This is a genomic window from Mesorhizobium liriopis, assembly GCF_024053505.1.
Lineage (GTDB): Bacteria > Pseudomonadota > Alphaproteobacteria > Rhizobiales > Rhizobiaceae > Mesorhizobium_B > Mesorhizobium_B liriopis.
This window is the reverse complement of sequence record NZ_JAMXQS010000008.1, coordinates 149,034-172,931: the sequence shown is the minus strand read 5'-3', so window position 1 is coordinate 172,931 and position 23,898 is coordinate 149,034. Positions and strand designations below refer to the sequence as shown.

24 protein-coding genes, 1 tRNA gene and 1 pseudogene are annotated in these 23,898 nt (G+C 56.8%); 10 read left to right on the top strand and 16 right to left on the bottom strand.

Features of this window, described 5'->3' with window-relative positions; genetic code table 11:
• Positions 1 to 97 precede the first annotated feature (97 nt).
• Positions 98 to 1,414 (bottom strand): pilus assembly protein TadG-related protein, encoded by a 1,317-nt coding sequence (locus tag NGM99_RS17225; RefSeq protein WP_252821181.1) that lies wholly within the window; start codon positions 1,412 to 1,414, stop codon positions 98 to 100.
• 44 nt (positions 1,415 to 1,458) lie between these two features.
• Positions 1,459 to 2,646 (bottom strand): EAL domain-containing response regulator, encoded by a 1,188-nt coding sequence (locus tag NGM99_RS17220; RefSeq protein ID WP_252821179.1) that lies wholly within the window; start codon positions 2,644 to 2,646, stop codon positions 1,459 to 1,461.
• 255 nt (positions 2,647 to 2,901) lie between these two features.
• Between NGM99_RS17220 and NGM99_RS17215 the strand changes: the two genes are divergently transcribed.
• The 6 genes from NGM99_RS17215 to NGM99_RS17185 all read left to right on the top strand — a co-directional run bounded on the left by NGM99_RS17215 (position 2,902) and on the right by NGM99_RS17185 (position 9,517).
• The gene (locus NGM99_RS17215) at positions 2,902 to 5,484 is read left to right on the top strand and encodes a hybrid sensor histidine kinase/response regulator (RefSeq protein ID WP_252821177.1); all 2,583 of its coding nucleotides are present in this window, start codon (positions 2,902 to 2,904) and stop codon (positions 5,482 to 5,484) included.
• A 194-nt stretch (positions 5,485 to 5,678) separates the two neighbouring features.
• Positions 5,679 to 6,116: a hypothetical protein gene (locus NGM99_RS17210; RefSeq protein ID WP_252821174.1), complete on the top strand. Its 438-nt coding sequence runs from the start codon at positions 5,679 to 5,681 to the stop codon at positions 6,114 to 6,116.
• Entirely contained in the window at positions 6,113 to 7,387 is a 1,275-nt protein-coding gene (locus tag NGM99_RS17200; protein WP_435371451.1) for a relaxase/mobilization nuclease domain-containing protein, read from the top strand. Before NGM99_RS17210 ends, NGM99_RS17200 begins: the two co-directional genes overlap by 4 nt.
• Before the next feature lie 23 nt (positions 7,388 to 7,410).
• Positions 7,411 to 7,923, top strand: a complete 513-nt coding sequence (locus NGM99_RS17195; protein WP_252821169.1) for a hypothetical protein — start codon at positions 7,411 to 7,413, stop codon at positions 7,921 to 7,923.
• The gene (locus tag NGM99_RS17190; protein ID WP_252821167.1) at positions 7,920 to 8,150 is read left to right on the top strand and encodes a hypothetical protein; all 231 of its coding nucleotides are present in this window, start codon (positions 7,920 to 7,922) and stop codon (positions 8,148 to 8,150) included. Before NGM99_RS17195 ends, NGM99_RS17190 begins: the two co-directional genes overlap by 4 nt.
• Positions 8,147 to 9,517 carry a type IV secretory system conjugative DNA transfer family protein gene (locus NGM99_RS17185; RefSeq protein ID WP_252821165.1) on the top strand — a complete coding sequence of 457 codons (1,371 nt, stop codon included), beginning with the start codon at positions 8,147 to 8,149 and terminating at the stop codon, positions 9,515 to 9,517. The genes NGM99_RS17190 and NGM99_RS17185 overlap by 4 nt, the downstream gene beginning before the upstream one ends.
• Here NGM99_RS17185 and NGM99_RS17180 read toward each other — a convergent pair.
• The 7 genes from NGM99_RS17180 to NGM99_RS17150 all read right to left on the bottom strand — a co-directional run bounded on the left by NGM99_RS17180 (position 9,501) and on the right by NGM99_RS17150 (position 16,375).
• Positions 9,501 to 10,160, bottom strand: coding sequence for a DUF8548 family protein (locus tag NGM99_RS17180; RefSeq protein ID WP_252821162.1), 660 nt, complete (start codon positions 10,158 to 10,160; stop codon positions 9,501 to 9,503). The two genes, NGM99_RS17185 and NGM99_RS17180, sit on opposite strands and share 17 nt — an antisense overlap.
• Before the next feature lies 1 nt (position 10,161).
• Positions 10,162 to 10,788, bottom strand: a complete 627-nt coding sequence (locus NGM99_RS17175) for a 7-cyano-7-deazaguanine synthase (protein ID WP_252821160.1) — start codon at positions 10,786 to 10,788, stop codon at positions 10,162 to 10,164.
• Positions 10,785 to 12,110, bottom strand: coding sequence for a nucleoside 2-deoxyribosyltransferase (locus NGM99_RS17170; RefSeq protein ID WP_252821158.1), 1,326 nt, complete (start codon positions 12,108 to 12,110; stop codon positions 10,785 to 10,787). The genes NGM99_RS17175 and NGM99_RS17170 overlap by 4 nt, the downstream gene beginning before the upstream one ends.
• A gap of 731 nt (positions 12,111 to 12,841) precedes the next feature.
• Positions 12,842 to 13,567, bottom strand: a complete 726-nt coding sequence (locus NGM99_RS17165) for a hypothetical protein (RefSeq protein WP_252821156.1) — start codon at positions 13,565 to 13,567, stop codon at positions 12,842 to 12,844.
• The gene (locus NGM99_RS17160; protein WP_252821154.1) at positions 13,567 to 14,328 is read right to left on the bottom strand and encodes a hypothetical protein; all 762 of its coding nucleotides are present in this window, start codon (positions 14,326 to 14,328) and stop codon (positions 13,567 to 13,569) included. Before NGM99_RS17160 ends, NGM99_RS17165 begins: the two co-directional genes overlap by 1 nt.
• A complete protein-coding gene (locus NGM99_RS17155; RefSeq protein ID WP_252821153.1) occupies positions 14,325 to 16,148 on the bottom strand; it encodes a hypothetical protein in 1,824 nt (607 codons plus the stop codon). The genes NGM99_RS17160 and NGM99_RS17155 overlap by 4 nt, the downstream gene beginning before the upstream one ends.
• Complete coding sequence (locus NGM99_RS17150; protein WP_252821152.1) at positions 16,148 to 16,375, bottom strand: hypothetical protein; 228 nt, start codon at positions 16,373 to 16,375, stop codon at positions 16,148 to 16,150. Before NGM99_RS17150 ends, NGM99_RS17155 begins: the two co-directional genes overlap by 1 nt.
• A 304-nt stretch (positions 16,376 to 16,679) precedes the next feature.
• On the opposite strand from NGM99_RS17150, the gene dcm reads away from it, so the two are divergent.
• From dcm to NGM99_RS17135, 3 genes are read left to right on the top strand one after another with little or no spacing between them, the layout of a single operon-like run.
• Positions 16,680 to 17,921 carry a DNA (cytosine-5-)-methyltransferase gene (gene dcm / locus NGM99_RS17145; RefSeq protein ID WP_252821150.1) on the top strand — a complete coding sequence of 414 codons (1,242 nt, stop codon included), beginning with the start codon at positions 16,680 to 16,682 and terminating at the stop codon, positions 17,919 to 17,921.
• Complete coding sequence (locus NGM99_RS17140) at positions 17,914 to 18,372, top strand: very short patch repair endonuclease (RefSeq protein WP_289852533.1); 459 nt, start codon at positions 17,914 to 17,916, stop codon at positions 18,370 to 18,372. The genes dcm and NGM99_RS17140 overlap by 8 nt, the downstream gene beginning before the upstream one ends.
• Complete coding sequence (locus tag NGM99_RS17135; RefSeq protein ID WP_252821146.1) at positions 18,369 to 19,598, top strand: type II restriction endonuclease; 1,230 nt, start codon at positions 18,369 to 18,371, stop codon at positions 19,596 to 19,598. The genes NGM99_RS17140 and NGM99_RS17135 overlap by 4 nt, the downstream gene beginning before the upstream one ends.
• Before the next feature lie 141 nt (positions 19,599 to 19,739).
• Here NGM99_RS17135 and NGM99_RS17130 read toward each other — a convergent pair whose 3' ends face one another.
• From NGM99_RS17130 to NGM99_RS17105, 6 genes are all read right to left on the bottom strand, one after another.
• Entirely contained in the window at positions 19,740 to 19,913 is a 174-nt protein-coding gene (locus NGM99_RS17130; protein ID WP_252821144.1) for a hypothetical protein, read from the bottom strand.
• Positions 19,910 to 20,251, bottom strand: a complete 342-nt coding sequence (locus NGM99_RS17125) for a hypothetical protein (RefSeq protein WP_252821142.1) — start codon at positions 20,249 to 20,251, stop codon at positions 19,910 to 19,912. Before NGM99_RS17125 ends, NGM99_RS17130 begins: the two co-directional genes overlap by 4 nt.
• Positions 20,236 to 20,391, bottom strand: a complete 156-nt coding sequence (locus tag NGM99_RS17120) for a hypothetical protein (RefSeq protein WP_252821140.1) — start codon at positions 20,389 to 20,391, stop codon at positions 20,236 to 20,238. Before NGM99_RS17120 ends, NGM99_RS17125 begins: the two co-directional genes overlap by 16 nt.
• Positions 20,388 to 20,639, bottom strand: a complete 252-nt coding sequence (locus NGM99_RS17115) for a hypothetical protein (protein ID WP_252821138.1) — start codon at positions 20,637 to 20,639, stop codon at positions 20,388 to 20,390. Before NGM99_RS17115 ends, NGM99_RS17120 begins: the two co-directional genes overlap by 4 nt.
• Before the next feature lie 4 nt (positions 20,640 to 20,643).
• Positions 20,644 to 20,940, bottom strand: coding sequence for a hypothetical protein (locus NGM99_RS17110; protein ID WP_252821136.1), 297 nt, complete (start codon positions 20,938 to 20,940; stop codon positions 20,644 to 20,646).
• 65 nt (positions 20,941 to 21,005) lie between these two features.
• A complete protein-coding gene (locus tag NGM99_RS17105; RefSeq protein ID WP_252821134.1) occupies positions 21,006 to 21,566 on the bottom strand; it encodes a cyclin family protein in 561 nt (186 codons plus the stop codon).
• Between the two features lie 642 nt (positions 21,567 to 22,208).
• Between NGM99_RS17105 and NGM99_RS21810 the strand changes: the two are divergent.
• Positions 22,209 to 23,186, top strand: a pseudogene (locus NGM99_RS21810) (recombinase family protein); the annotation flags it as partial.
• 547 nt (positions 23,187 to 23,733) lie between these two features.
• Here the strand turns inward: NGM99_RS21810 and NGM99_RS17090 are convergent.
• Positions 23,734 to 23,810 (bottom strand) — tRNA-Arg (locus NGM99_RS17090).
• Positions 23,811 to 23,898 lie beyond the last annotated feature (88 nt).

Sequence of the window (23,898 nt, the reverse complement as noted above, 5' to 3'; positions counted from 1 at the left end):
CTCGTTGAGCAGCAGGCGACAGCGGCCAGAGGCGCATCAGCACTCCGTCATCCGTCTTACAGAACCGCTTCGCAGCCCCTCGCCAGCGCAATAAAGTTCATCGGCTGAGCAGAACCCTGCCGCTGTTGGGACCGATCCCTTCCGGGACCGGTACCAAGCTGTCTTGGTAGTCGGAATTGAGAACAAGGTTGGATCCGGCAGTTACCTTGAGTTCCTTGGCAACGATTGCGGTCCAGGAAGAAGCTGCTCCGACGTCGGAATCGCAGACTGACGAGGCGCTTGGTACGATCGTGCCGTCATCGGCGATGTCAGGGTCGCACACACCGTCGCCATCCTTGTCTCCGCCGATCACCAGCTTATCGGATGGCAGATAAACGGTGCCGATGAGCTTTTCGGCATCCTTGCTTTCCAACTTGAAATCGCGAAGCGGTTTGGAGGTTTGTTGAGCATACATCAGGATGCCGGCCATGGGGCCGCTTTCGGGGGCCGATAGTGAAACCTTGGAATCGTTCTTGAAGTCGAGGGTGGCGCCCGCACCCATGAACACGAATGCGACTTTGTCGCCCTTGATCGACGAGCCCTGATCGATTTTCAGCTTGCCGTCCTTGATGATGTAGATGCCGGGCTGCAGCGTGATCTGCGACTGTTGCTTGATGTCGATGCCGCCGCAATAGGTGCCGGGACGCAGGGTCTGGCTGGCATTCTTGAGCTTCAGCTGCTGGAAGTCGCATGCGGGTGCGCCCAGATGGTTGTCGACCAGTTGCGCGCGTGAAGCGAGCGGATCGGCAATCGTTGGGCAATCCGTGATCGGAAGCGGCGAAAAGTTGCCGGGCTTGCCATTGAAACCACCCGCCGAACAGGCGAGCTGGCTGACAAGCGTCGATGTATCCTTGACCGAGATGCCCTTTGTGCTCGTTGAATTGGAGTAGGCCGAGCAGCCGGATGCGGAGATTCGAGATGCGCCGCCGAGAAAGAAGGCTTCGTTCTGGTTGGGCGACTGAACGATGATGCATATCGAGGATTGGCCCGTGGCATGGGCCTTGGCATGCACGGTGATCTGCGGACTGCCGATGAAGTAACTCGTGAAATAGGCGTAGTGATCCTGTGTCAGTTCGAGGCTGATCTCACGGGTCTTTTCATCCGTCGTGAGCTTGTGCGCGAAGGTCGCACTGGAGAAGCGGTTAGCCAGGTTGACCGCGATGTTCGATGAGGCGACTTCCTCGGCCGCATCCGCCTTCCATCCTTTGAGCCCGGCTTCTTTCGCCACAGCCAAAACGGCGGCATCGGCTGCGTTCTGCAGATTGCCTCGATGATTTTCCATGACCACCAGATCGGTGCCGCCAGCGACTGCGACGAGCAGCAGAGGCGAGATGAGGGCGAGCGGCAGCGCGAAGTTACCGCACCGGCTTCCCAAGAAGTCACCAGCCTTACGACCGAACCACCGCATGTTACGCAAGATCATCCTGCTCGACGAGCATCATGACCATGCCGTTCCTGGAGCAGGCGGCGAATGTCTGCGACCGGCATGGAAAAGAGATAACCTTGGATCGCATCGACCTCAGCACGGCAAACGAGATCAAGCTGCGCTTCCGTCTCGATCCCCTCCGCGACGACCCTGATGCCCATTTCGCGCGCGGTCGCAACCGTCGAGCCGATGAACCGGCTCGAAACGCTTTCGGTGACCGCGGCACGAACGACCGCGCCGTCCAGCTTGACCTCCGTGAAGGGACAAAGCCGCAAGAGTTCGAAATTGGAACCGCCGGTGCCATAATCGTCGAGTGACACCTCGAACCCGGCAATACGTAAGCGAGCGAGGCCCTCCATCAGCCGCGTCATGTCTTTAGGCAAAGCTGTTTCGGTCAGTTCGAAGCAGATGAGTTCAGGCCGGAGTCCACGCTCTCGAGCCAACTCGATCAATGCCGACACGACGCTCGGATCCTCGGCGGTGCTAGCGTCCAGATTGACCGCGGTTCGGCAGAGGATACCCTCGGTCTGCCAAGCCTTCATGTCATCCATCACCTTGCTCGCAATCGTCATGGTCGTGCGCACCAACTCAGGGTGAGCATGGATCAGGCTGAAAAGCTTCGCAGGCCCATGGATCTGGCCATCGGGGTCCTTGGCACGGATCAGGGCCTCAAGCCCGCAGATCGTGCCGTCACGGGCATCATGCTGGGTCTGGTAGAAAGGCACGAGCTCAAGCATGTCGAGTGTGCAGGATGAAACAGCATTCTGCGGCGTCGGCTCACGGTGTCGCGCGACGGGAGATCGGGGCGTGATGAGCGCGGCGATGGCGGACGCGGTGACGGGTTTGTTCAAGGCCCCGAGAACGCGGATGCCCAGCATTTCCCCCATGAGCCGAGCGGAGCGGAGCACGGATTGGACTTCGCCGCTCGAAATGATCACGCCTCCACCAAATCCGAGGTTCGCCGCGCTTCTGAGAAATGCGAGGCCGTCCATGCGCGGCATGTTGAGGTCGAGAAAAATGAAGTCGAAAGGTTCAGCACATTCGACAAGCGCCTTCAGCCCTTCATCCCCATTGGCGGCCGTGGTGACGCGATGCGCACCCAGAGCGCCGATCATGGCTTCAGTGACAGCCAGGAAGATCGGGTCGTCATCGACGAGCAGAATGTTCGCAGTTTGGTTCATGAGGTTCTCACTGCCATGGCCAACCGTGACCGAGAACATTTGACCAAAGGCTTACCGCGCCCCACCAAGCCTTAACTTCCGCAGACTAGGGTTAAGGGCATCTATGCGGAACAAGTCATGTTTAAGCCGACGCATTCGCTCAAGAGGCGGTTGTCGAGAGTTGTCGTGCTGGCGGTTCTCGCCGGCATAGTCTTCAGCGTTTCCTTCTTCTTGTTGAATGAATTTCGTCAAACGCTGATCGCTGAACAGATGCGCTTGCGCAGTTCATCTGCGGCTTTCGCTGCGGCCGCAGCGGAGCCCATTCGCGATCACGACGAGCGTGGCACGCTGCTGGTTCTGCGCGGCATACGAGCACTTCCCGAGTTTCGCTATGCCGCGGCGCGCGACATGAACGGGCGCATCATCGCCGAGATCGGCCAGGCCGAGATGCTGGAAGGACGCGACGGGGCTCTGGATGCTGTCAGCCTCGCTTCGATGCTTTTCGCCGAGACCCTCAGCGTATCCACCGAGGTGCGTGAAGGTGGCCGGGCGGTGGGCTCGATCACGCTTACGGCAGGCATCGACGGTCTCCGGCAAAGATATGCGAGCGCGCTGCTCACATCGCTGCTGTTTGCCGGTGGGTTGATGCTTCTGACCTCGATCGTCGCCCGCGGCCTGATCGCACGGCTCATCAGCCCGCTTGCCGACCTCGCGGAAGAATTCGCGGATATCGGCAAGCGTTCCGACCTCAAGCGCCGCTTGGCCCCCGGGCGCCGCGACGAGGTGGGTGTGCTGATCGAAGCGTTCAACGAGATGTTCTCCCAGATCGAGCAACGTGATCTCCAGTTGCAGCACCACCTCGATACGCTGGAGATCACGGTCGAAGAGCGCACGGCTCAGCTTCGCGCTGCCAAGGAAGACGCGGAGCAGGCCAATGCTGCCAAATCCGATTTTCTGGCAACCATGAGCCACGAGATCCGTACGCCCATGAACGGCATGATGGTGATGGCCGAACTGCTCTCGGCAGCGCCGCTGGCACCCAAGCATCTGCGCTATGCCGATATCATCAGCCGCTCCGGACGCAGCCTGCTTGCCATCATCAACGACATCTTGGACCTGTCCAAGATAGAAGCTGGAAGCCTGACACTCGAGGCCATTCCATTCTCGATCGACGCCGTGGTCGAAGATGTCGCCAGCCTTTTTGCCGAGCGCGCCCGCGAAAAAGGTTTGACGATCGCGCTCTGCGTCGCCCCGGATGTGCCGCGCATGGTCATCGGCGACCCGACGCGATTGAGCCAGGTGCTCAGCAATCTCGTCAACAACGCGCTCAAGTTCACGGCAACCGGCGGCGTAACCATCGAAGTCGAACGGGATGACGATGACACCGCCTCAATGGATTCGGCTCGCATCAGGGTGAACGTAGGCGACACGGGGATCGGGATTGCAGCCGACAACCTCAAGCGGATTTTCGACCGCTTCTCGCAAGCCGATCAAACCATCACCCGCAAGTTTGGCGGTACGGGACTCGGGCTTTCGATCGCGCGGCAGCTCGTCGAAGGCATGGGAGGCGCCATTTCGGTGACGAGCGAGGAAGGCCGAGGGTCGGTTTTTACCTTCTCCGTCACACACGCGGTTGCGGAAGCAGATGCCGAGCCCCTCGGGCTTGACGATCGGCGCGTCGCCATCTGTGCGACCGACCCCCTCGTGGAAACCAGCGTCGGCAAAATGCTGACGAAACGCGGCGCCATATTGGTCCCGGCGAATGACAGGCCTGACATTGTCCTCATGCAGGCAGGGGCGGATCCCTCCCCCGAATTGCCGGAGAATGCGCCGATCCTGTTGATGCGCCCATTTGCCATGTCGGGTGCGACGCCCAGACACATTCCTGTTGCGGGCGAGATCGACCTGCCGCTATCGCGAGCGGACCTCGATACGGTCGCCCAAGCGCTCCACTTCAACGACTGGAAGCTTTTTCAAGCACAGGTCCATCTCCAGCAAGAGCGCGAAGCCTTACCGGATCTCGGCCACCTGCACGTCCTCGCAGTCGATGACACAGCGGTCAATCGCGTGGTTCTGGACGAGGCGCTCCGTGGCTTCGGCATCAAAGCGGAGATGGCGGAAAGCGGCAGTGACGCCATCGCCAAGAGCAAGAAGCAGGCCTTCGACGTGATATTCATGGACTGCTCGATGCCGGACATGGACGGCTTCACGGCAACAGCATCCATTCGCCAGCACGAACGGGAGACCCGGCAAACACCCGCATTCATTGTCGCCCTCACCGCCCACGTGACCGGTCCCGATGCCTCGCGTTGGCAGGAGGCCGGCATGGACGCCTATGTCGCCAAGCCATTCACGATCACGCAGCTTCTTGATGTGTTCAAATCTCGGGACGCACGTGGCGATTCAGTCTCGCCCGGACTTGAGCGCCGGGAGCTCGGCGAAAAGGGAGCGACTGCCGAAAGCCTTTGGTGGAAAGTCCCGCTTCTGGAACCCGATACGCTCGCAATGTTCGGTGCCATGCCCTCTCAGAACGGGCAAACGCTGATGGCGAAGGTGTTCGGGTTGTTCTGCAATCATGCCCCCGGCGCCTATTCGGCACTCGCCGCAGCTTCGGACCGCGGCGGGGATGATGGCGCAAAGCTCGCCCACGCTCTCAGATCCATGTGCCTCAGCGCCGGGGCATCTCGTGCCGCGGCCATATGTCAAGCGATCGAAGAGAGTTTTAAGAAAGGCGAGCCGCTGCCTGCCCATCACCTTCCAGCCCTCCATGCCGCGATAAGGGAAACGGACGGTGCGATGAAAGCGGCTCTCATTCCAGCCGATACCACGATGCTACAGGCCATCGAGGAGCAAGCCTGACCGTTTTTCTTCAATATCGTCAAGGCACAAAGGCGTAGGTTGGACAAACGGCGTTTTAAGCGGCTGTATCTGTACAATATTTTAAGAGAAATGGCGCACCTAGACGGCGCGACTTCGAACCAGTTGTTCGAGGTTCTGGCCGACTGGAACGCTACGCTTGAGCACCGCAAATCGCGAGATTTGGCGGTGCCGCCATGTCCCTGACCGGTAGCTTCAACCCGCAAACTCCAGAGATTTCAAAGCCGCCGATTACGAGCAAAGCTTCCAAACGGCTCCCGCCTTTCAGCATTCGTCTCACAGAAGCTGACCGCGCCCGCTTAGCTATGGAGGCTGCGGGCGCTCCGCTCGGCTCCTACATCAAATCCAAGCTGCTAGCTGATGCGTCGATAAGCCGTAGGCGGAAATCGGGGCAGTCCGTCGAAGACAAGCAAGCCTTGGCAAAGGCGCTGGCTCTGCTCGGCGGTTCGCAGCTTTTCGCAAGCCTGAGTGAGCTACTCGAACTCGCCCGGAACGGCGCGCTGCCCTTTTCGCCTGAGATCGAGGCGGAGCTGCTGAAGGCTCTGGCTGAAGTCCGCGAACTTCGTCGCCTGCTCATGCGGGCGCTCGGCCTGAAACCGGAGGTTCGCGAATGATCCTTAAAGCGTCACAGCGCGGCGGCGGCCAAGACCTCGCGGCCCATCTGATGAAGATGGATGACAACGAGCATGTGCTGCTCCACGAACTGAAAGGCTTCGCGTCGGACAACCTCAAAGACGCCTTCAAGGAGATCGAGGCGATCTCGCGCGGCACGAGGTGCAAACAATACCTCTTTTCCCTTTCGCTTTCGCCGCCCGAGCAGGAATCCGTTTCAGAGGAACAGTTCGAAGCGGCAATCGAGCGAATTGAAGGTCGCCTCGGGCTCGAAGGACAACCGCGCGCCGTCGTTTTTCATGAGAAGGAAGGCCGCCGTCACGCTCATTGCGTCTGGAGCCGCATCGACGCCCAGACCATGACCGCCCGCCAAATGTCGTTCTTCAAGCAGAAGCTCATGGGCATCAGCCGCGATCTCTATCTCGATCAGGGCTGGGCCATGCCGCGCGGCATCATTGAGGCCGGGGCCCGCGATCCGACCAACTTTACACTCGCCGAATGGCAGCAGGCAAAACGCGCCGGGCTCGATCCGCGCTGGCTCAAGGTCGTGGTCCAGGATTCTTGGAACCGATCCGATAGTACTCCGGCTTTCTCAGGCGCGCTCCAGGATCGTGGCCTCTTTCTCGCCAAGGGCGATAGACGCAGCCATGTCGTCATCGACTTCAGCGGAGAAGTCCACGCGCTCCCCCGCTGCCTTGGCCTCAACACGAAGCAAGTGCGCGCCCGGCTTGGCGACGGCGACGATCTTCCCAGCGTCGATGCGACCAAGGAGCAGATCGCCGGACGCATGACGCTAGCGATGCGCCGCCACGTTGCGGAGGGCAAGACGCGCTTCAAGAAAGGCGCAGCAGTGCTTGCCCATCGAAAGATGGAGCTGGTTCTGCGCCAGCGCGATGAGCGATTGAAACTAGCATCGGAACAGAAGCGACGATGGCTTGCCGAAACGAAAGAGCGCCGGGCACGGCTTCCAATTGGACTTCGCGGCCTATGGTCGAAGATTACCGGCAAATACCAGGCAATCAGGGCGGAGAATGAAGCGCAGGCCGAGCGGACGCGCCGCCAAATAGCGCGGGAGCGGCAACTTCTGGTGCAAGCCCAACGAGACGAGCGCGCCTCGCTTCAGGTCGAGATCAAGGCGATGCGCAAGCGCCAGGCCGAGCAACTGCTGGAGCTGCGCTCGGACATTGTGCGCTTCCTCAAATTCAAAAGATCGCAGGACGCCGGGTTGAGCCGTGAGCGCAACATCTCGCTCAGCCTGCGCCTAGATCGATAGCGTTTCAACCAGAGGAGAATGTCATGTCTTCGCAGAGCAACAACAGCGACGCAGCCGTCGCCTTCGGTGTAGTCGGTGCAGCCTGTATGTTTATGGCAGCATTCATATTCGCGTTTTTTGCTTTCTTATCTCTGCTTTTGACGATCGCCTCACTTGCTGCATGGAATCAGCCGCGAACTTTCTTCGGCAACACCATTACCCCTGATGAGGCGCGCAAGTTCGTAATACGCGGCGTGAGCGGCGCGCTCCTGATCCCGGCTTTCGCGGCTTTTTCCAGCGGGCTATTCGATTACCTGATCGATGACGAAGCTTGGCTCTATCTCGTTATCTTAGGGTATTCGCTCGGCTCGCTGGGAATCGCCATCCTCGAAGCGAAGGCCGAGGAAGAAGCCACGGCGGCGGCGCCGGCTCGGTACATTACGTTGCCTCAGGAGCCTCTTCCGACGCCATCAAGCTCCTCCTCCCCTGACGAGCCCACGCATTCGGAGCCGTTTCACTTCGCAACTTGGGACGATGAAGAGGAGCTGCGCAAGTGAGCCTGCGATCCATAAGCGAATTCTATCAGTTTTTCTGGATGTTCGAATCCCACGCGCAGCAGCGCCTATCTTGGCGTGATGCTGCGGAGGCTCGGCTTTCACGAGCAAGGGCCGAAGCGATGGCAGCCGCCCAGCTTCGGGCGATGCTGGAAGCAAACCCGAGCGGTCAGCTCGGCAACGCCCGACTGAACGATCTCGAAGCTCTCAGACGGTCCGGGCTGATATGACCCCGCTCGTCAAAACTTATCCGAACATCCGGCGCGGCATCGAACTCGGCTTCCTTCACGGGAAGCCTCTCATTTATGACGGAACCGAGCCGGTTGCGATCGACGCGCAAGCCGGTAAAGGCAAGCTGACCCGCTTTCTCGGCGTTAATCTGGTTTCGCCGAGAACGTCGCACCTGACCAAGATCATCACCGATCCGAAGGACGCGGAACTCGCTTGGGTCTGTTGGAAAACCCTGCGCGATCAGGGCTACCGGGTACGCTTCATCAATCCCGGCCAGCTTCATGGTTATCCGAGTGAAAGCTACAACATCAACACGCGCCTGCTCGAAGTGGCATCCAATCCAAGCCTGCGGGGCATCGTAGGCGAAGCTGCGTATGATGCGGCGAGCTTCCTGGTTCCGATCGATCCGAACCCTGCGCACCGCTGGATCGGCCAGGGCGTGAGGACGGCGTTCGCTCTCTACAACAAGATCACCGCTCTCTACCCTTCGGAGCGATGGGCTTGCTCACCGGGCGGCCTTTGGGACTTCTTCGGGCGCAGCCGCGAGGAGATCGCTGACGATTTGCTTGTCTGGGCCGCCGATGGCCGGATGCAGGATGAAAGCGGTATGTGCCGGATTATTGCCGGTCTCACCGAAAGTCGAGATCAGTGGAACGCGTATTCATCCCTAATCACCGAGCGGCTGCAGGGCTTCCAGCCCGGCACGGCAGCCCGGGAGGTCACGGAAGGTAATTCCTTCGATCCGGCCGAGATGAAGTCCGCGCGCACAGCGCTCTTCATTATTGGCTCGGCGCGCTCGGAAAGCTCCCGGAGCTTCGTCGGCATGATGACGGCGGCGGTTATCGAGCGCTTTGCCGACGCGTACGGCCCGCTGCGTGCGCTCGTGGTCGGTGAGGAATGGGGACAGCTTTATGTCTCGAACTTCTACGAAATCCTAACCCTCTACCGCCAAGGCGGGATCAATTTTCTCGGTGTCTTCCAAAACGCGGCGGGGCAAATTGAGGCTAAATACGGCAGAGAGACCGCACGCATCTGGAGGAAGGCCGTCGCTCATACGCTCTATCGCGGCCTACCGGACAGCGAGACGCTTCGCGAGATCGAGCACCGCTCCGGCCGGACCTCTGTGATGGTGCGTGGTTTTAACGTGAACATGAACCAAGTGAATGGCTCGGGCGACAATCTTGTCGAGCAAGCACGACCACTTCTACAGGTAGAGGATATAAGAAGTGCCACTGGCAAAGCCTGCGGCCTCTTGGACTCCCGAGACAACGGATTCTATACAGTAAACATGCCGAACTTCTGGGAGCGAGAAGAGCTAGGTGGAATGCTCCGTAGCATTCATCAAAGTCCTAAAATTCAAAAGTAAGTTGCGAAACGCCTTGTTTGCTTTGGTGCGCCCAAATCCAAGCATCGAAATCACGGCGACGTATTGCCAGCAAGTCAGCGGCGAGGCAGGAAACGGTTTTCAAGAAGTTGTAGTCGCGAGACTCGATGCCTGCCTGCTTTGCAAAGTTTCGAACATGCCTATCAACTGCGATAGAATCGATCCCGATCAAACAGGCCATATAATCAACTGTCTTCGGCCCTACGCCTTTTATGCTGAGCAAGTTCTGACAAAACCTCTCACAATGCAACCCATCACGAAGAATTGTTACATTCTTAATATCAGCATCTCTTAGTGTTATAACAAGTTTTTCGAAACGATTTGTTTTGACATGATGCTTCCAATTTAGAAACTCTGATGCCATACCAGAATGAACAATATCAATTAGAACATTAACATTATCGGCGTCCGGATACTCCGCCATAATGCGATTAATTCTGGGGCGAACAACACTAGAATAATTCAGACCAGCCTGAAGTACAGCGTCTGCCACGACCGCGCCAAGATGGAAATACGATCTTCTATTTTTAGCTGGGTACGCAAACACGCCTTCTGCGGCTGCGAGATTAGCAATAGCCCGTGCTGCCTTGAGATTTTCAACAGCGATCTGCTTCACGCTGCTCATTTCAGCCCAATAGCCCTGTAGAACGTAAGGCAGCTAGTCGCTCTACACAATTGGGACAGGCACCGCAAGGCAACTGGCTCGCAGCTTGGCATGAGAATGTTCGACCAATAGGAACGCCTAGCCGTAACGCTTCACGGGTTACCTCCGTTTTCGAATTGTACCGGAATGGTGATATGAAACGAACAGGGCCAACCTCTTCACTGAGTCCATCGAGTTTATTCATAAAATCCGCCGTGCAATCGATCTCTTTCGCATGATTGCTATTGATAAATCCGGTATACACCGACGAAATACCCAGCGTTTGGGCTCGCGCAGCGGCCGCAGCGTAGAAGAAAAAGGTCCTGTAAGGAACATATAAATCATTATCTTCTACATTGTCCGCCCAAAGGTCAGCCTCGAGGATCAAACGAGAAGAAGACCCTCTAAATATGTCTGATATATCATTCCTTTCAGGATTCAGCACTTTTGTTGGCAACACTTCATTGAGTCTATACCACTCAGTCTCAACGCAATGCTGTCCGTAATCGAAAAAAATCGGCAGAACTTCATAGCCCTGTTCTACAAGCAGATAAGCAACGGTGCTCGAGTCCAAGCCGCCAGATGCAAGTAAAATAACCTGCCTTGTCATTTGCTTGACCGGACCTTTCCCAACAATTCAAATACCCGATTGAGACATAGGTCCAAATCGCCTGAGTATTCGTCGGCTCCGCAGATCACCATAGTATTATTGTTTTCATGCCGGGGATCGTAGACGATCACTGGCTTTCCCTTTGCGATGGCCAGACCAATTTCAACAAGAGTTCCTGGGTCACGGGTAAGCGGGACAGCAAACATCAAATCACATTCGTCAATCAAAGCGACATCTTTGAAATACAATTCTAAAAGCGTAGATTTGGGGCTCCCAGTCTTTGCTTCCCCATTCTCCTGAACCGGCCTACGGACGCAGAAATTGTGATACTCAAGACTTGCAACTGCAGCATCAATTTCTGGCTTTGAGATATAGGAGAAATCTGGCGCAGCTAGATAAATCGGAAAACTTTTTCTGTCGTGCCAAGGTAAGGAAACTCCGCCCAGCCCTTTGACGACATCGATAGGTATCGAAAAATCACGCTGAACACCCGATCGAAAGTCATCAGGGAACGTTGTCAGCGCGTAGTTTGTTGCGACCTGCATTCCTCGCCAAACAGCTTCGGGGTTATCAGCAAACAGGTACGAGGCGAAAACAGCCGTAAAGGCATCGCCAACACCAACGGAGTTTGCCGTCTCGCTTAGGACGGCGGGCACCTCCTCAATTTCTCCTGTCGCAAGATTAAAAAATCGACTACCACCTCTATTCTCTTTCAGAAGAACGGTAGCAGAGCCAAGCTCGCGGGCTGTTTTCAGTAATGGCTCAATATCTTGACCACCTACCTCGACAAACAACTCTGATGACGTAGAGATAACGAACGACTTGATCGCACCTTTGAAGTGAGACAGCTGCGCCGCGTTCTGAGCGTCGTATGCCGCATCGATTACGATCTCAGCATCATGAGGTAACAATCTTCTAAGTTCAGCTAGCTCATAGCGTCCTGGAAATACTACCGCTTGCTTAAAATGCTTCAGCCTAAATGACTCTCTGTCAAATAAGACAGAGCGTTCATTTCTCAAAATATCCTCATATCCTTGGTGGCCTACCTCCCGCACGTCCCCGATGATCACTAAGTTGGGTGCGCCAACCACCTCTCCTATTTGTATGAATTCAACACATCCATGATGACTAAGAAACTTCTCGGCCCCCTCCAAAAGATATTTTGGACAAACCGCAGCGACAGCATAGCTGATACCTGCAGCCCAAAGGCCGCGGGCAGCATGGACGATCCCGCCGTGTCGAACTTTCGGCGACTGCCCTTCTTTACCTATGGTGAAATCGACGCAAATTTCACCGACTAGCAGGATAGGAGCTGAACTCATCTTATATGGCCGTGAAGTCTACATCGACCCTAGGCGATGAGCCAGCTTGAGAAAATGTAACGAGGCCAGTGTAAGAAGTGCCATTATTCATGCAGCCTAGAAGATAGTTATATTTGGTTGGAAGGGCGCCTATATGGACTCCATGCAGATCGACAGCGATTAGTCGGGTCGCGATCACGATCGAAAGTATCGTTCCTGCAGGAGGAACACTTGCCGTATTGGTAAAATAAGCATACTGAGCCACATCTTCGAGACTCGTACTGAACGCACGACGGCAGATATCGTCTCCACTACTTCCACCAGAGCTTCCTCCGGAACTCGATTGACGGTTGCTACCCGAATAATCTGAGAAACTACCAGAACCGCTACTACCCATAACACTCCCCATACAGATTAATGACCCGCACCGAGATTGCTCCTACTGCTACGCTTTAGCAAGAGCCATCTGCAACCTAAGCGAGAGCTAATTTAGTCGAAACCGCACGAAGACGTTGCGATATGAGCATTGCGCAGCGGGTCGGCGCCAGGCTGAACCATCGTAATAAGCGCGAATCAGCGCAACGCACGTTTTGCTGGCGGGACGAGGCTCCATACCGATAAGCGCCTCAGCCTGGGGGATGCAACGGGGGCGCGCAGCGGCCCCCTTGCCAAGATTGCGGTACTACACCGCACATCTTGCACTATGCGAAATCTCTTCCCCGCTCCAAATCACGCCGTGCCTGCGTCGGTATTCAGGGTGCGTTCTTCCATCGGCCGAATTCGCCGGGCAGGATATCGATCAGGGCGCCATCAACCATTGAGGCAGGATCATAGGTGAGCTCGAATTGCCTCAGAACGGTACCGAACCGGTTGGCCGAACCGGCTCCCCGTCCGGCTACACCCTTTTTCGGGCGGCCCGTCGACTTATCCAAGTACAGGTCATTCGCGATGCTGATTATGGGCGTGCTGGCAAGAACCTGCTGGCGGCCGCCGATCTGCTCGAGAATTTCCCCATGTACCGCTAGGGGGTGACTTGCAGGTTTCGGTGTCACAAGCAGAAATCGGGCGTGGTCACCGTGATCACGCACTAGCTGCCACGGAGACCGGATGCTATGCCGGTAGTAGTGACGGTAGTCGCGGCTGAGTACATAGCGGTATTCCTTGTCCAGCTTGCGTTCACCATTTGCTTTCGGCGGGCAGATTTCATCGAACCAGAAAAGCGCAAGGCCAGTCCACAGGCCTTTATCTCGTGAAATTGCTTGTGGATCGAGCGTCGATAAAAGTTCGACAAGGTACCTCCCGAATTCATGCCTGTTCTGGAAAGAAGCGGCTTTGGGGAAAATGTCTGAGGAAAGCGGTTCTGACTTGGCAGGATCATTCAGCAGGTGGCGTGGAGCCTGTCCGGCGCCGCCGCTTCTAAGGTAATCGACGAACTCCTCAACACCGTCGTCATTCAGTTTCCTGAAAGCAGCCGCCATCACTCATCGCCCTCCAGCGCCTTTTTGATTTTCCCGATGAAATCCTTGCTTTCGCAGAAGCGTTCGACCAGTTCGAATACCCATATTTCACGATCTTCTGCGCTCAATTCAGAGGGGTCGTCTTCGTTTCCTAGATCGTGCCGGCAGTACTCCAGCCACTGCTCTTTCCAGTCACCTTCTTCGCTAGCGGGGTCCTGAGCGATCTTCTCGAGCACGATACGCAATGCCGCCGGCAGCAGTACGCCCTGCAGCAGCGGATTTTCAAGGATACGGAACTTGAAACCCGGAACGGCGCTGTTCAAAACAAGCGCAGGTGCCGCGTCACCTTCAATGTCAACTTTCCAGGACAGGCTGCCGAGGTCGCGCTCAATGATTGGGAAAAGGCTGCGACGCCCCTCCTCGTCGTCATCGCTCCGCGGCTGAATACGTTCCGCCGATGCGATCAGGCGCCCCTGCACCTTGCTGTCGATTATCTTGACGCGGAACAGCACATTGCCGCCTTGGTCAACTTCGTCGAGCGTCATAACGGTTGGTATGCTCAAGTTAGCGACGGTGCCGCAGTCAAACCGCATACCCGATGAAGAGTGATATGCCTCGATCACGACTGTGGCGTCGTCATCGAAGCCTTCGTCTTCCAGCTTCAGAGAGGCAGTAGCCTGCAATGGCTGGCCGTGCTTTACCGTGAGAAGCCTGATGTCAACCTTTTCAAGGTTGAGACGCTTACGGCCCGTAGAATTTATCCTGTGCTTCGCCGAGCTCATGATGCAGCCTTTGCATCAACGAGAACATCTCTATTCGTATCGAAGCCCTGAACGTTGACGGAGAAATTCTTTCCGGTCGCGGAAATCCTGATCACGTTCGGCTTTACGATCTCGACTACAGCGTCTGTGGCAGAAACGGTAAGATCACCTTTTGTCAGATCGAAATCAAAGGGACTGTGGCGATTAAACGGATTGGCTCCGATCATATCATATGCGCAACGCACCCGGATGTTACGTGGGAAAGTCCACCCGGCTGCCCCGGGGCCGGCCTTAACCTCAAAGCCCCCCTTGCCCGGTTTGATGCTGATCGCCTTAAGTACTGGAGTTTTTGGCGGCTTTGGCTTGGGAGTCTTCTTGTTTTTGCCTTTGGCAGATGGAGTGTGATCAGCGATCGAAAAAAAGTCGATGAGCGCATTCTCGTCGACGGCATCGATCTGTCCGGCAATCAGACCATACAGGTTTTTCAAAGCGTGACGTACCGTAGTCAGGGTGCTTCCCGCTCCGCGCCAGTTCACCCCAAGCTTTTCAGCCTTCGAGTTCCAGGCAGTGTGCGCTGGGTTCTCCGCATCGCCCAAAAAGGCGCAGATTGCTTCGTCTCGCGCGACCATTGCGCCGAAGGCGGGCGATCCGACAAAATAGCGGCGCTCGCCGGGAAGGGTGATCATACCACGCGTAAAAAGCGCAAATGGCTTTTCGTCCTCGGGCAGCATCAAGAGATAGAGGTCGACGTAGCTGGTGAGTTCCGCGCCGGTTTTGGCGCGGAGCTTGACGGGGACACGTATATCGACGAGTTCTCCTGCAGCATATGATGCCTTGAGAGCGGCCAGCTGGTCTTCGGGGATGAAGGTCTCATCAAATTCTTGGCTCCCGATCGCTTTGGCAGCAACGAAAGTTGGTTCCTTCGAGAGTTTCTGACTGACGGCTTCCACGAACCCGTATGGGATTGCGTCTGTGGCCTTTTTCTTGATCGTCGCGGCAACAGTGTGGAAAGTTTCGGCGTTGATCAACGTATTTCCCACTTCAACTTCGAGGGCGCCCGCTAGCAGAGGGAAGTAGTAGTGGTTGATTACCGCCTCCCGCATTGCCTCGTCCGTTATTGCAGGATTCAGGCAAGGAATCACAATCGAAAGCCCGGTCTGTGATGTTCGGGTGACGCCAGTTAAAGCAGAAAACTTCGCGACTTCCACCGCGTCAGTTATCGGCATTTGAAGCTTTAGCGGCGCAGAAGAACGGCCACCGTGATAGAAGCCATGCGCCTCGCGCATTACGCTGCCCACCACGTGATTGGACAACACCGCCTGCCCCATAAGAAGAGGTCCGGCATCACCCTCACGGACGGTCACTCCGAAGAATGTCCTGATCAGTGAGGATGACGAATAGACGAGCTTACCAAGCCCCCAACGTCCGCCTGCTTTTCCACTTTTTCCAGATCGACCATGACGACGAAAGAAGTTGCGGAAGTTTTCCTCGTCGAGAAGATCAACTGCTCCCGTCAGTCCCTTTGTATTGAAATCCTCGATCACAAGAATTCGGATATGAGCAGCCTCAAGCGGCGCTGTGTCGATTGAGCAGGCCGTGAAATCTGGTTCGAGTTTATCAAACAAATTCCTGAGGTTATCCGCTCTGACGCCCTCAAGGGTCTCAAGTGAGAATCGCACTTTAACCGAACCTGAATTCGTCGTTGCATCGGCCGAGTTCTGGATAACTTCCCGCACCAATGCTTCGGCGAGCGAAACTTCATCATTGTTGAATTGATCGCGCTGCGTCAGCTCCTGTTGTACGCTAGACGGGTTAGCCTCGTTGAATTCCCACTTTCCCATTATTCCTCCAGACGAAAATCGCTTTCACGATCACCGCTCCCTCCTGAAAATTTTGACTTCGCAGCATCCAGTTCTTTCTGCAGGACCCGGAATATCTTGCGCACGTCCTCGTCTGCGTACGTGTAGGCGCTTCTGTTCGACAGGTTGCCGATCAGACGCACATCCTTGATTGCCCTATTAACTCTAGCTTCTGCCAGATCCACAAATTTCTGTCGTTTATCGCGCATATTAGCCATCCTTGTACTAATTTATGCCGCACAAGGCATGCAGAGTCAAAATGTTTGTAACATTTCCGAAATGTTATAGATTTTTTGCAGGACTTATTGCAATAAACCACTGATCTAAAAGGGTTTTTATGGCGCCCCGCGCCTCAAGCGGGAGGCGTGCATCAACTGAAGTCTGATAGTCCAAAAACCGATAGACGACTGCAACAACTCCTGTGGACTTCACTACGAAAGTTTCATTGTTCTCCTTATGTTCTAATGTCATTATGTCATAATTGCTCCCAGAGAATCTCAATGGAGGGGTTTCATGACACCGTTTTCAGAACTTCGGCAGCAGGCAGGCCTCACCATCCAGGAGGTTGCACGCGAGATGGGGTTCGATGAAAGGACAGTTTACAGGTGGGAAAGCGGCGTTACTTCACCCCGCAAACCTGTCATGGAACTTATACGAGGTAAAATCGGCGAAAAGCTTCTTAATGCTGAACCGCGATTCACGTTCATCGACCTGTTTGCCGGGATTGGCGGCTTCCGAAGGGCCTTCGAGCCGCTCGGCGGCAAATGCGTCTTCACATCCGAGTGGGATGCATTTTCGCAAAGGACTTACCGGGCAAACTACGCGATCGATCATGAATTGGCAGGGGATATAACGGCCATTCCTGCGGAGGCGATCCCGGCGCATGATGTACTGCTGGCTGGATTTCCTTGCCAGCCCTTCTCGCTTGCCGGCGTGTCAAAAAAGAACTCCCTCAACCGGCCACACGGGTTTCAATGCGATGTTCAAGGGACACTCTTTTTCGACGTAGCCCGCATCATCCAGCACCATCGTCCCAAAGCATTCCTGCTGGAAAACGTCAAAAACCTGAAGAGTCATGACAAAGGCCGGACGTTTGATATCATCATGAAAACTCTGCGGGAGGACCTCGGTTATCAGGTTCAGACCCGCATCATCGATGCACGCTCTTGGGTGCCCCAACACCGCGAGCGAATATTCATTGTCGGCTTCAGGGAAGAGAACAGCTTCGATTTCAGCAGTCTCGGACTGACCGACGCGGCCGATAATCCGGCACTACGCTCGATCCTTCACCCGGAGGATGGAAGCGAAGAGGCGGATGGGCGTTTCACGGCCGGACCAAAAGGCAAGGTTCTGGACCGTTATACGCTGTCGGACCACCTCTGGACCTATCTCCAGAATTACGCGGAAAAGCACCGCCTTGCGGGCAACGGGTTTGGGTTCGGCCTCTTCGGCCCGAACGATGTCGCCCGCACCCTCTCGGCCCGCTATCACAAGGACGGCTCGGAAATCCTCATCCGGCAGAGCCGGAAAAATCCGCGCCGCCTTACGCCGCGCGAATGCGCGCGCCTTATGGGCTTTGAGAAGCCGGACGGAAAGCCTTTCGACATTGTAGTCTCTGACACGCAAGCCTATCGCCAGTTCGGCAACGCGGTCGTGGTGCCTGTCGTAGAAGCCGTCGCCCGGCATATGCTGCCATACATCCTCGCCGAAGAACGGGTCATTCTGGCTGAAGAGGAAGTCAGAGCCGTTGCCTGATGTCGTAGACCAGCAGACGCGAAGCCGGATGATGTCCGGCATCAGGGCCGTTAACACAAAGCCCGAGCTGGTGATCCGCAGCGCGCTGCATGCGATGGGGTTCCGCTTCCGTCTTCATGCGAAAGAGCTGCCCGGCCGGCCAGACCTGGTGTTTCCAAAATACAGGGCGGCGGTCTTCGTGCATGGATGTTTCTGGCATGGGCATGACTGCTCCCTGTTCCGCCTGCCGGGAACGCGGCAGGAATTCTGGCAGCAGAAGATCGGCCGCAACCAGGCGCGGGATGCAGAGGTCCGGTTGCGCCTCTCGGGGATGGGCTGGCGGCAGCTCGCCATCTGGGAATGCGCGTTCCGGGGGCCGGGCCAGATCGGGCTTCAAGAGACTGTCCGGCGGGCGGCTGACTGGATCAGGTCAGATTCCAACCTTTATGAAATCCGTTCGGAGACCGCATGAAACAGGGTGCCCTGTCTGACTACTTCGTTGGCGTTGGTGCAAAGACGCTTAAGGGCACCGAGGTTGATCCGAGGGTCTCCCGCGGCCATGAGCTTCAGGGCATCAGCGACTTCCGGGCTTTCCTCGGATCGCCCCCTGAGAAGACAAAGATCGACGTTACCTATGTCTGGCTTAGTGATGAGGAACCGCCGGTAAGCCTGCCTCTGACCGGCACTTGGTATGACAGCCGCAAGGGACAGTCCCATCGCGACCCCGAATACCGCCTTTATTATCCGGCCGCCTCCGAAGACGTTGTTTACCGTGCCAAGGCTGGCGACACGCTATTTCTCTGCCAGCCGCGCGATGGCTCGCTTGTGGCGCTTTTCTGTACGCATGGCAGCTCCATCGAACAGCAGCTTCTCTGGCTGTTCGGGCTTGGCCTGACGGCCGACAATGTGATCTCCCAGCGGGATTATCGGGAAGATGGCGGCCGGAGTCTCGATCTCGTCAGCCGCTATATCCTCGAACTGATCAATGTCGAGGTCATAGCCACTGAGGATCAGTGGCTCGATCAGATACTCGCAAAATTCGGGGCAAGCTTTCCAGGCACGAGGGAGTTTTCGGAATTTACGCGGCGGCTCGCCAAAGATGTCGATGCAAAGGCTGATCCCGATCTGGCACTGCTCGAATGGATGGACCTTGAAGAGCGCCTCTTTATGACGCTGGAGCGTCATATCGTGGCGGACCGCCTTCAAAAGGGCTTCATCACTGATGGCAAGGCCGATGTTGAGGACTTCGTTAAATTCTCGCTCAGCGTCCAGAACCGAAGAAAATCACGTGCGGGATGGGCGCTGGGCAATCACATCGAAGCGCTGCTGAAACAGCACGGCGTGATCTACAAGCGTGAAGCGACCACCGAAAAACGTAACGGCCCTGATTTTCTGTTTCCCGATGAGGCGGCTTACCACAATCCGGCGTGGCCGGTCGCAAAGCTGACGATGCTGGGAGCGAAAACCAGCTGCAAGGACCGGTGGCGACAGGTCCTCAGCGAAGCCGACCGGATCGAAGAAAAGCACCTGCTGACGCTGGAGCCCGGCATCTCTGTTACTCAAACGGATGAGATGAAGCGCGCGAAACTTCAGCTCGTCCTGCCGGAAAAGGTGCATGGGACCTATCAGACCGCCCAGAGAAGTTCTCTAATGCAGGTATCCGAGTTCATCGACCTCGTTCAGGCGCGGCAGAGCTAGCCTAGCGCCGATCGTAAGAGAAAAGATTGGCCTCGCCCGGTCTTGATTGTCTCAAAAATCAGCCGAGCGGAAGGCCGCGCCTGCGTGATCTGCGACAGTGCCATGGCGAGAAGTGATCTCGCTCGCCAACGCTACTGAGCTCTAACCGAACAGGATCACAGCTGAGCGCATTTTTTCGATCAAGCGGCGATCGCGCTCAGCGTCCAGCTCGTTGCTGCGTCCCTCGACCTTGTAAAAGTGCCGCCAGTGCCATTCCATGCTTTCGACGATCGCACTGCGGATATGTGCTGGCGTGTTGTCGTTGGCGGCTGTCATGTCGGAGCAGTCTCCGTCTGTGCGTGTCGAAGTGCTGCGTCCAGGGCTACCTGCCAATGGGATTTGCGAGGCGCTGGCAGGTCAGCGAGTTCGATCGCCGATGTCAGCTCTTCCTTCAGCGTGTGCCAGAGCGTGTCAGGCAATTCTGCGAGTTTCTGCATATCCGGCTCGGGCAGGGAGTCGTCATCCCCATCGACGCCGAGTGCCGCGAGTTTGAGAAGCTCGTCCCCGGCGTCCCTGAACTGGCGGTTGATGCGGCATACAAGATCGAGCGCCGCGATGATGGCGTTCGCCTCAAGCATCAGAACCGGGCGTAGCGAGGCTAACCCGCCGGCCATGCGGATGCTTCAGTCCTGGCTGCGATCAGGTAGATGGTCCACATCCGGCGAAGGCAGATTACCCGCTGGCGCTCCCAAGGCGTTGCCTGCGGCTCACTTTCGATCGCGGCGATTTTGGCTGCGATATCGGCGACGGTCATGGCGTCACATCGTGCCTCCGCATGATCTCCCGCTCGCGGGCGAACATCTCCTCCTCCATCGCTTCCCAGGTGCTCGGGTTTTCGGCAGCCGTAAGCCAGACTTCCGCGTCCGAGAGCATGCGCTCGCGGTGAAAGCGGCGCAGCGCAGTGTCGCCCGGCATCGCCTCGCGATGAGCCAGTATCGAAACCGCTGCCGTGCGGAGGACGTTTAGATCGTCCTCGGTAAAAGGCCGCGCGGTTTCGTTCATGCCCCTATTCCTCTTTGACTGGCGAGCTTGTCAGCGGATGGCCCGCCTTGCCCCGCGCTATCATTTGAGCCCGGAAGACCTGTCTCGCCGCGACCTCCTGAGCTTGCAGCAGCTTCTGCATGAAGCCGATGACGCGGCCGATGCCCATCGCCCGCCAGTAGAGCGTGCGGTGATAGTCATATGCGCCCGCGCCTGTATCCTCTTCGCCCTCGTGATAGATGGCGATGCAGCGTTCGAGCTTTTCGATTTGCTCTTTGACCTCGGCAAGGCTCGCGAGCATGGGGTCGAAGGTTTTGGACATTACTGGATTCTGCGCTTCGAACAGCGATTTGTGAATCCTGCGGTCGGCAGTTTTTGAATTGCCGCTCAGCGGTGCGGCTTCTCCAGCTCTTCGAGCGTTTCGACGAATTCCTCGGTTCGGCTTTCAAGCCAATCCGTCGCGGCCCGCATATACGTCTGAAATTCCGAACCCCAGTCGAGTTCGCGCATCGATTTTCGTATCTCGGCCATGTTCAGGCGGAGGATTTCACGCTGAAAGGCTGCCTGCTTGAAGCCGACGGGTTTCCGGTTCAGCGGCCCGGTCGCTTTGATGGTGATCAGCAGCAGCCGGTAAAGCTGGCCGCCACTATACTGCGCCTCGAAGCGGAAGATCGCCTGCGAGAGGTAAAGGTTGTAGTTCTGCTTCCTGATGCCGCGATGCGCTCCGAGCTTTTCGCGGATGAAGCGATCGAACCCGCTCCAGTCAAAATACGGTCCCTCTTCTTCGCCGCGCTTGGCGTGTTCGATGAAATCAACCTTGGTGCGGTAGATGCCGACATAGAAGAGACGTTCGCGGATAAGCCGGTAGAGGCGATAGATGCTGACATGGCTGAGGCCGGTAATGTCGCCCGCTTCCTTCGGCGTCTTGCCGTCTGCGTAGCATCGCAAAACCTGCCGGATTTTCCTATCCGAGAGCTTCGAAGACGCCAGCAGTCGGAACGGCTTTTCAGACCGCCCAACCGTCTGTGGTCGCTTGCGAATTGGCCGTTTCGCCTCGTTTTTCGTTTCCAATTCGGCGGCGGTCTCCGTTGGCAGGATAACGGCTCTGGCTCACAATGCGCATGGTCGGTTCGATTGCAGAACTGTCCAAGCAAGCTGCGATAATGAGAAGCAAAAAAGCAAGTATATTAGGACTAAATTCCTTGTATGTTCTTGCTACGTTCTGTATAGTTGGTGCTTCCCATCATCGCCAGCAGGAAAGGAGCGCACGGCATGAGCAACAAACATTTGAGCGCCGGTTTCGAGCTGGCGCAAGGCTACGAGGTCGCCTCCCGTGAGGCGCGGCAAAGCCTCGAACTCAACACAGCATCTTATCTTGGCGATCTCGACGAATTCGAGATCGACGAGGAGCAGAAAATCGAGCTTCTTGAGACGCTTTGGAACATTATGCGCTCGATGGTCGAGATCGGCATTTCCGTCGATATCTGTGGGCAGATTTTTAACGGAATCGATGAGTTGCCGAAAGCCTCGTCCGTCGCGGTAGACTCGGGCTCTACGGAATAATCTGGAGATAGCGACGAGGAACAGCGCATGAAAAGCAGCAAGCAGGATAAAGCCAACCCGGAAGCCATCATCTATTGCCGCGTGTCGGACAATAAGCAGGTTCGGAACGGCGACGGCCTTAACAGCCAGGAGACCCGCTGCCGCGAGTTCGCGCGCTATCGCGACTTCAACGTCATCGACGTCTTTCGTGACGACGTATCGGGCGGTGACACCAACCGGCCTGGCATGCAGGCGATGCTCGCCTTCCTCAAAAAACACAAGAAGGGTGAGCGCATCGTCATCATCGACGACATCTCCCGCTTCGCGCGCGATGTGCGCGGGCATTGGGATTTGCGCGATCTACTCGAAGACGCAGGTGTCCGGCTTATGAGCCCGACGATGGAGTTCGGCAACGATGCCGACTCCGTTCTCCATGAAAATCTGATGGCCTCGGTCGCGCAACACCAGCGGCAGAAGAATGCCGAGCAAACGCTGAACCGGATGCGCGCCCGCGCTCAGAATGGCTATTGGGGCTTTCAAGCTCCGACCGGCTACAGGTACGAAGCCGTGTCCGGTCGAGGCCGGATGCTCAAGCGCGTTGAGCCTGCCGCAACCATCGTTCAGGAAGCCCTCGAAGGCTACGCCTCGGGCCGCTTCGAAAACCAAGCCGAAGTCGCTCGGTTTCTCCAGCAGAGTCCGCTGTTCCCGAAAAACCGCGCTGGCCGCGTCGTCAATCAGCGCGCCGCCTCGATACTCCGCTCGCCTCTATACGCGGGTTATCTCGAAGTGCCGGAATGGAGCGTCGAGCTGCGGAAGGCTCAGCATGAAGGTCTGGTCTCGTTCGAAACCTGGCGGCGCATCCAAGACCGGCTCGATGGCATCAGCCGGATGCCGAGCCGGAAGAACCTGAGGCAAGACTTCTCGCTGCGCGGTTATGTCGTCTGCGACGACTGCGGCAACCCGCTGACGGCGTGTTGGTCCAAGGGAAGGACTGCGCGCCATCCCTACTATCTCTGCCCCAAGCGCGGCTGTGAGAGCTACGGAAAGTCGATCCGGCGCGACGTGATTGAAGGCGAGTTCGAGCAACTGCTCGCGACGCTGCAACCGACACCGAAACTTTTCGAGGTCGCCGAGCGCATGTTCAAGGAGATTTGGAATCACCAGGTTGGCCGCGCGAAGGAACAGGCCGGGCTCCTCTCGATCCAACTCAAAAAGGTCGAGCGCCAGATCGATCAGCTTTTGGATCGTGTGATTGAAACAGAGCTTCCCAGCGTGGCCAAAGCCTATGAAGCCAAGATCGGCAAGCTGGAGCAGGACAAGCTTCTGATCCGCGAGAAGATGGCAGGCGGCGGGCGTCCGAAGAGCAGTTATGAGGATGCGCTTAGAACCGCCCTTGGCTTCCTCGCAAACCCTTGCAACCTATGGAATTCAGACCGCCTGGAAGATCGTCAGACGGTGCTCAAACTGGCCTTCGCGAACAAGCTTCGTTACCGTCGCGGCGAGGGTTTTAGAACCGCTGATCTAGCCCTACCGTTCAAGGCTTTAGCGGGTGTTTTATGCGGTGAAAGCGAAATGGCGCGCCCGAAAGGATTCGAACCTCTGACCCCCAGATTCGTAGTCTGGTGCTCTATCCAGCTGAGCTACGGGCGCGCGGTGGGCCGTTGAGTGGCCTCGGTCGGCGGCTGGCGACGACGAGCGGGTAACTAGCGGGGGTTGGCGGGAAATGCAAGCCGGCGCG

Coding starts and splice junctions, on each gene's coding strand:
- NGM99_RS17220 (WP_252821179.1), bottom strand. CDS start 2,646: ATGAACCAAACTGCGAACATTCTGCTCGTCGATGACGACCCGATCTTC.
- NGM99_RS17210 (WP_252821174.1), top strand. CDS start 5,679: ATGTCCCTGACCGGTAGCTTCAACCCGCAAACTCCAGAGATTTCAAAG.
- NGM99_RS17200 (WP_435371451.1), top strand. CDS start 6,113: ATGATCCTTAAAGCGTCACAGCGCGGCGGCGGCCAAGACCTCGCGGCC.
- NGM99_RS17195 (WP_252821169.1), top strand. CDS start 7,411: ATGTCTTCGCAGAGCAACAACAGCGACGCAGCCGTCGCCTTCGGTGTA.
- NGM99_RS17185 (WP_252821165.1), top strand. CDS start 8,147: ATGACCCCGCTCGTCAAAACTTATCCGAACATCCGGCGCGGCATCGAA.
- NGM99_RS17180 (WP_252821162.1), bottom strand. CDS start 10,160: ATGAGCAGCGTGAAGCAGATCGCTGTTGAAAATCTCAAGGCAGCACGG.
- NGM99_RS17175 (WP_252821160.1), bottom strand. CDS start 10,788: ATGACAAGGCAGGTTATTTTACTTGCATCTGGCGGCTTGGACTCGAGC.
- NGM99_RS17170 (WP_252821158.1), bottom strand. CDS start 12,110: ATGAGTTCAGCTCCTATCCTGCTAGTCGGTGAAATTTGCGTCGATTTC.
- NGM99_RS17165 (WP_252821156.1), bottom strand. CDS start 13,567: ATGGCGGCTGCTTTCAGGAAACTGAATGACGACGGTGTTGAGGAGTTC.
- NGM99_RS17160 (WP_252821154.1), bottom strand. CDS start 14,328: ATGAGCTCGGCGAAGCACAGGATAAATTCTACGGGCCGTAAGCGTCTC.
- NGM99_RS17155 (WP_252821153.1), bottom strand. CDS start 16,148: ATGGGAAAGTGGGAATTCAACGAGGCTAACCCGTCTAGCGTACAACAG.
- NGM99_RS17150 (WP_252821152.1), bottom strand. CDS start 16,375: ATGCGCGATAAACGACAGAAATTTGTGGATCTGGCAGAAGCTAGAGTT.
- dcm (WP_252821150.1), top strand. CDS start 16,680: ATGACACCGTTTTCAGAACTTCGGCAGCAGGCAGGCCTCACCATCCAG.
- NGM99_RS17135 (WP_252821146.1), top strand. CDS start 18,369: ATGAAACAGGGTGCCCTGTCTGACTACTTCGTTGGCGTTGGTGCAAAG.
- NGM99_RS17130 (WP_252821144.1), bottom strand. CDS start 19,913: ATGACAGCCGCCAACGACAACACGCCAGCACATATCCGCAGTGCGATC.
- NGM99_RS17125 (WP_252821142.1), bottom strand. CDS start 20,251: ATGGCCGGCGGGTTAGCCTCGCTACGCCCGGTTCTGATGCTTGAGGCG.
- NGM99_RS17120 (WP_252821140.1), bottom strand. CDS start 20,391: ATGACCGTCGCCGATATCGCAGCCAAAATCGCCGCGATCGAAAGTGAG.
- NGM99_RS17115 (WP_252821138.1), bottom strand. CDS start 20,639: ATGAACGAAACCGCGCGGCCTTTTACCGAGGACGATCTAAACGTCCTC.
- NGM99_RS17110 (WP_252821136.1), bottom strand. CDS start 20,940: ATGTCCAAAACCTTCGACCCCATGCTCGCGAGCCTTGCCGAGGTCAAA.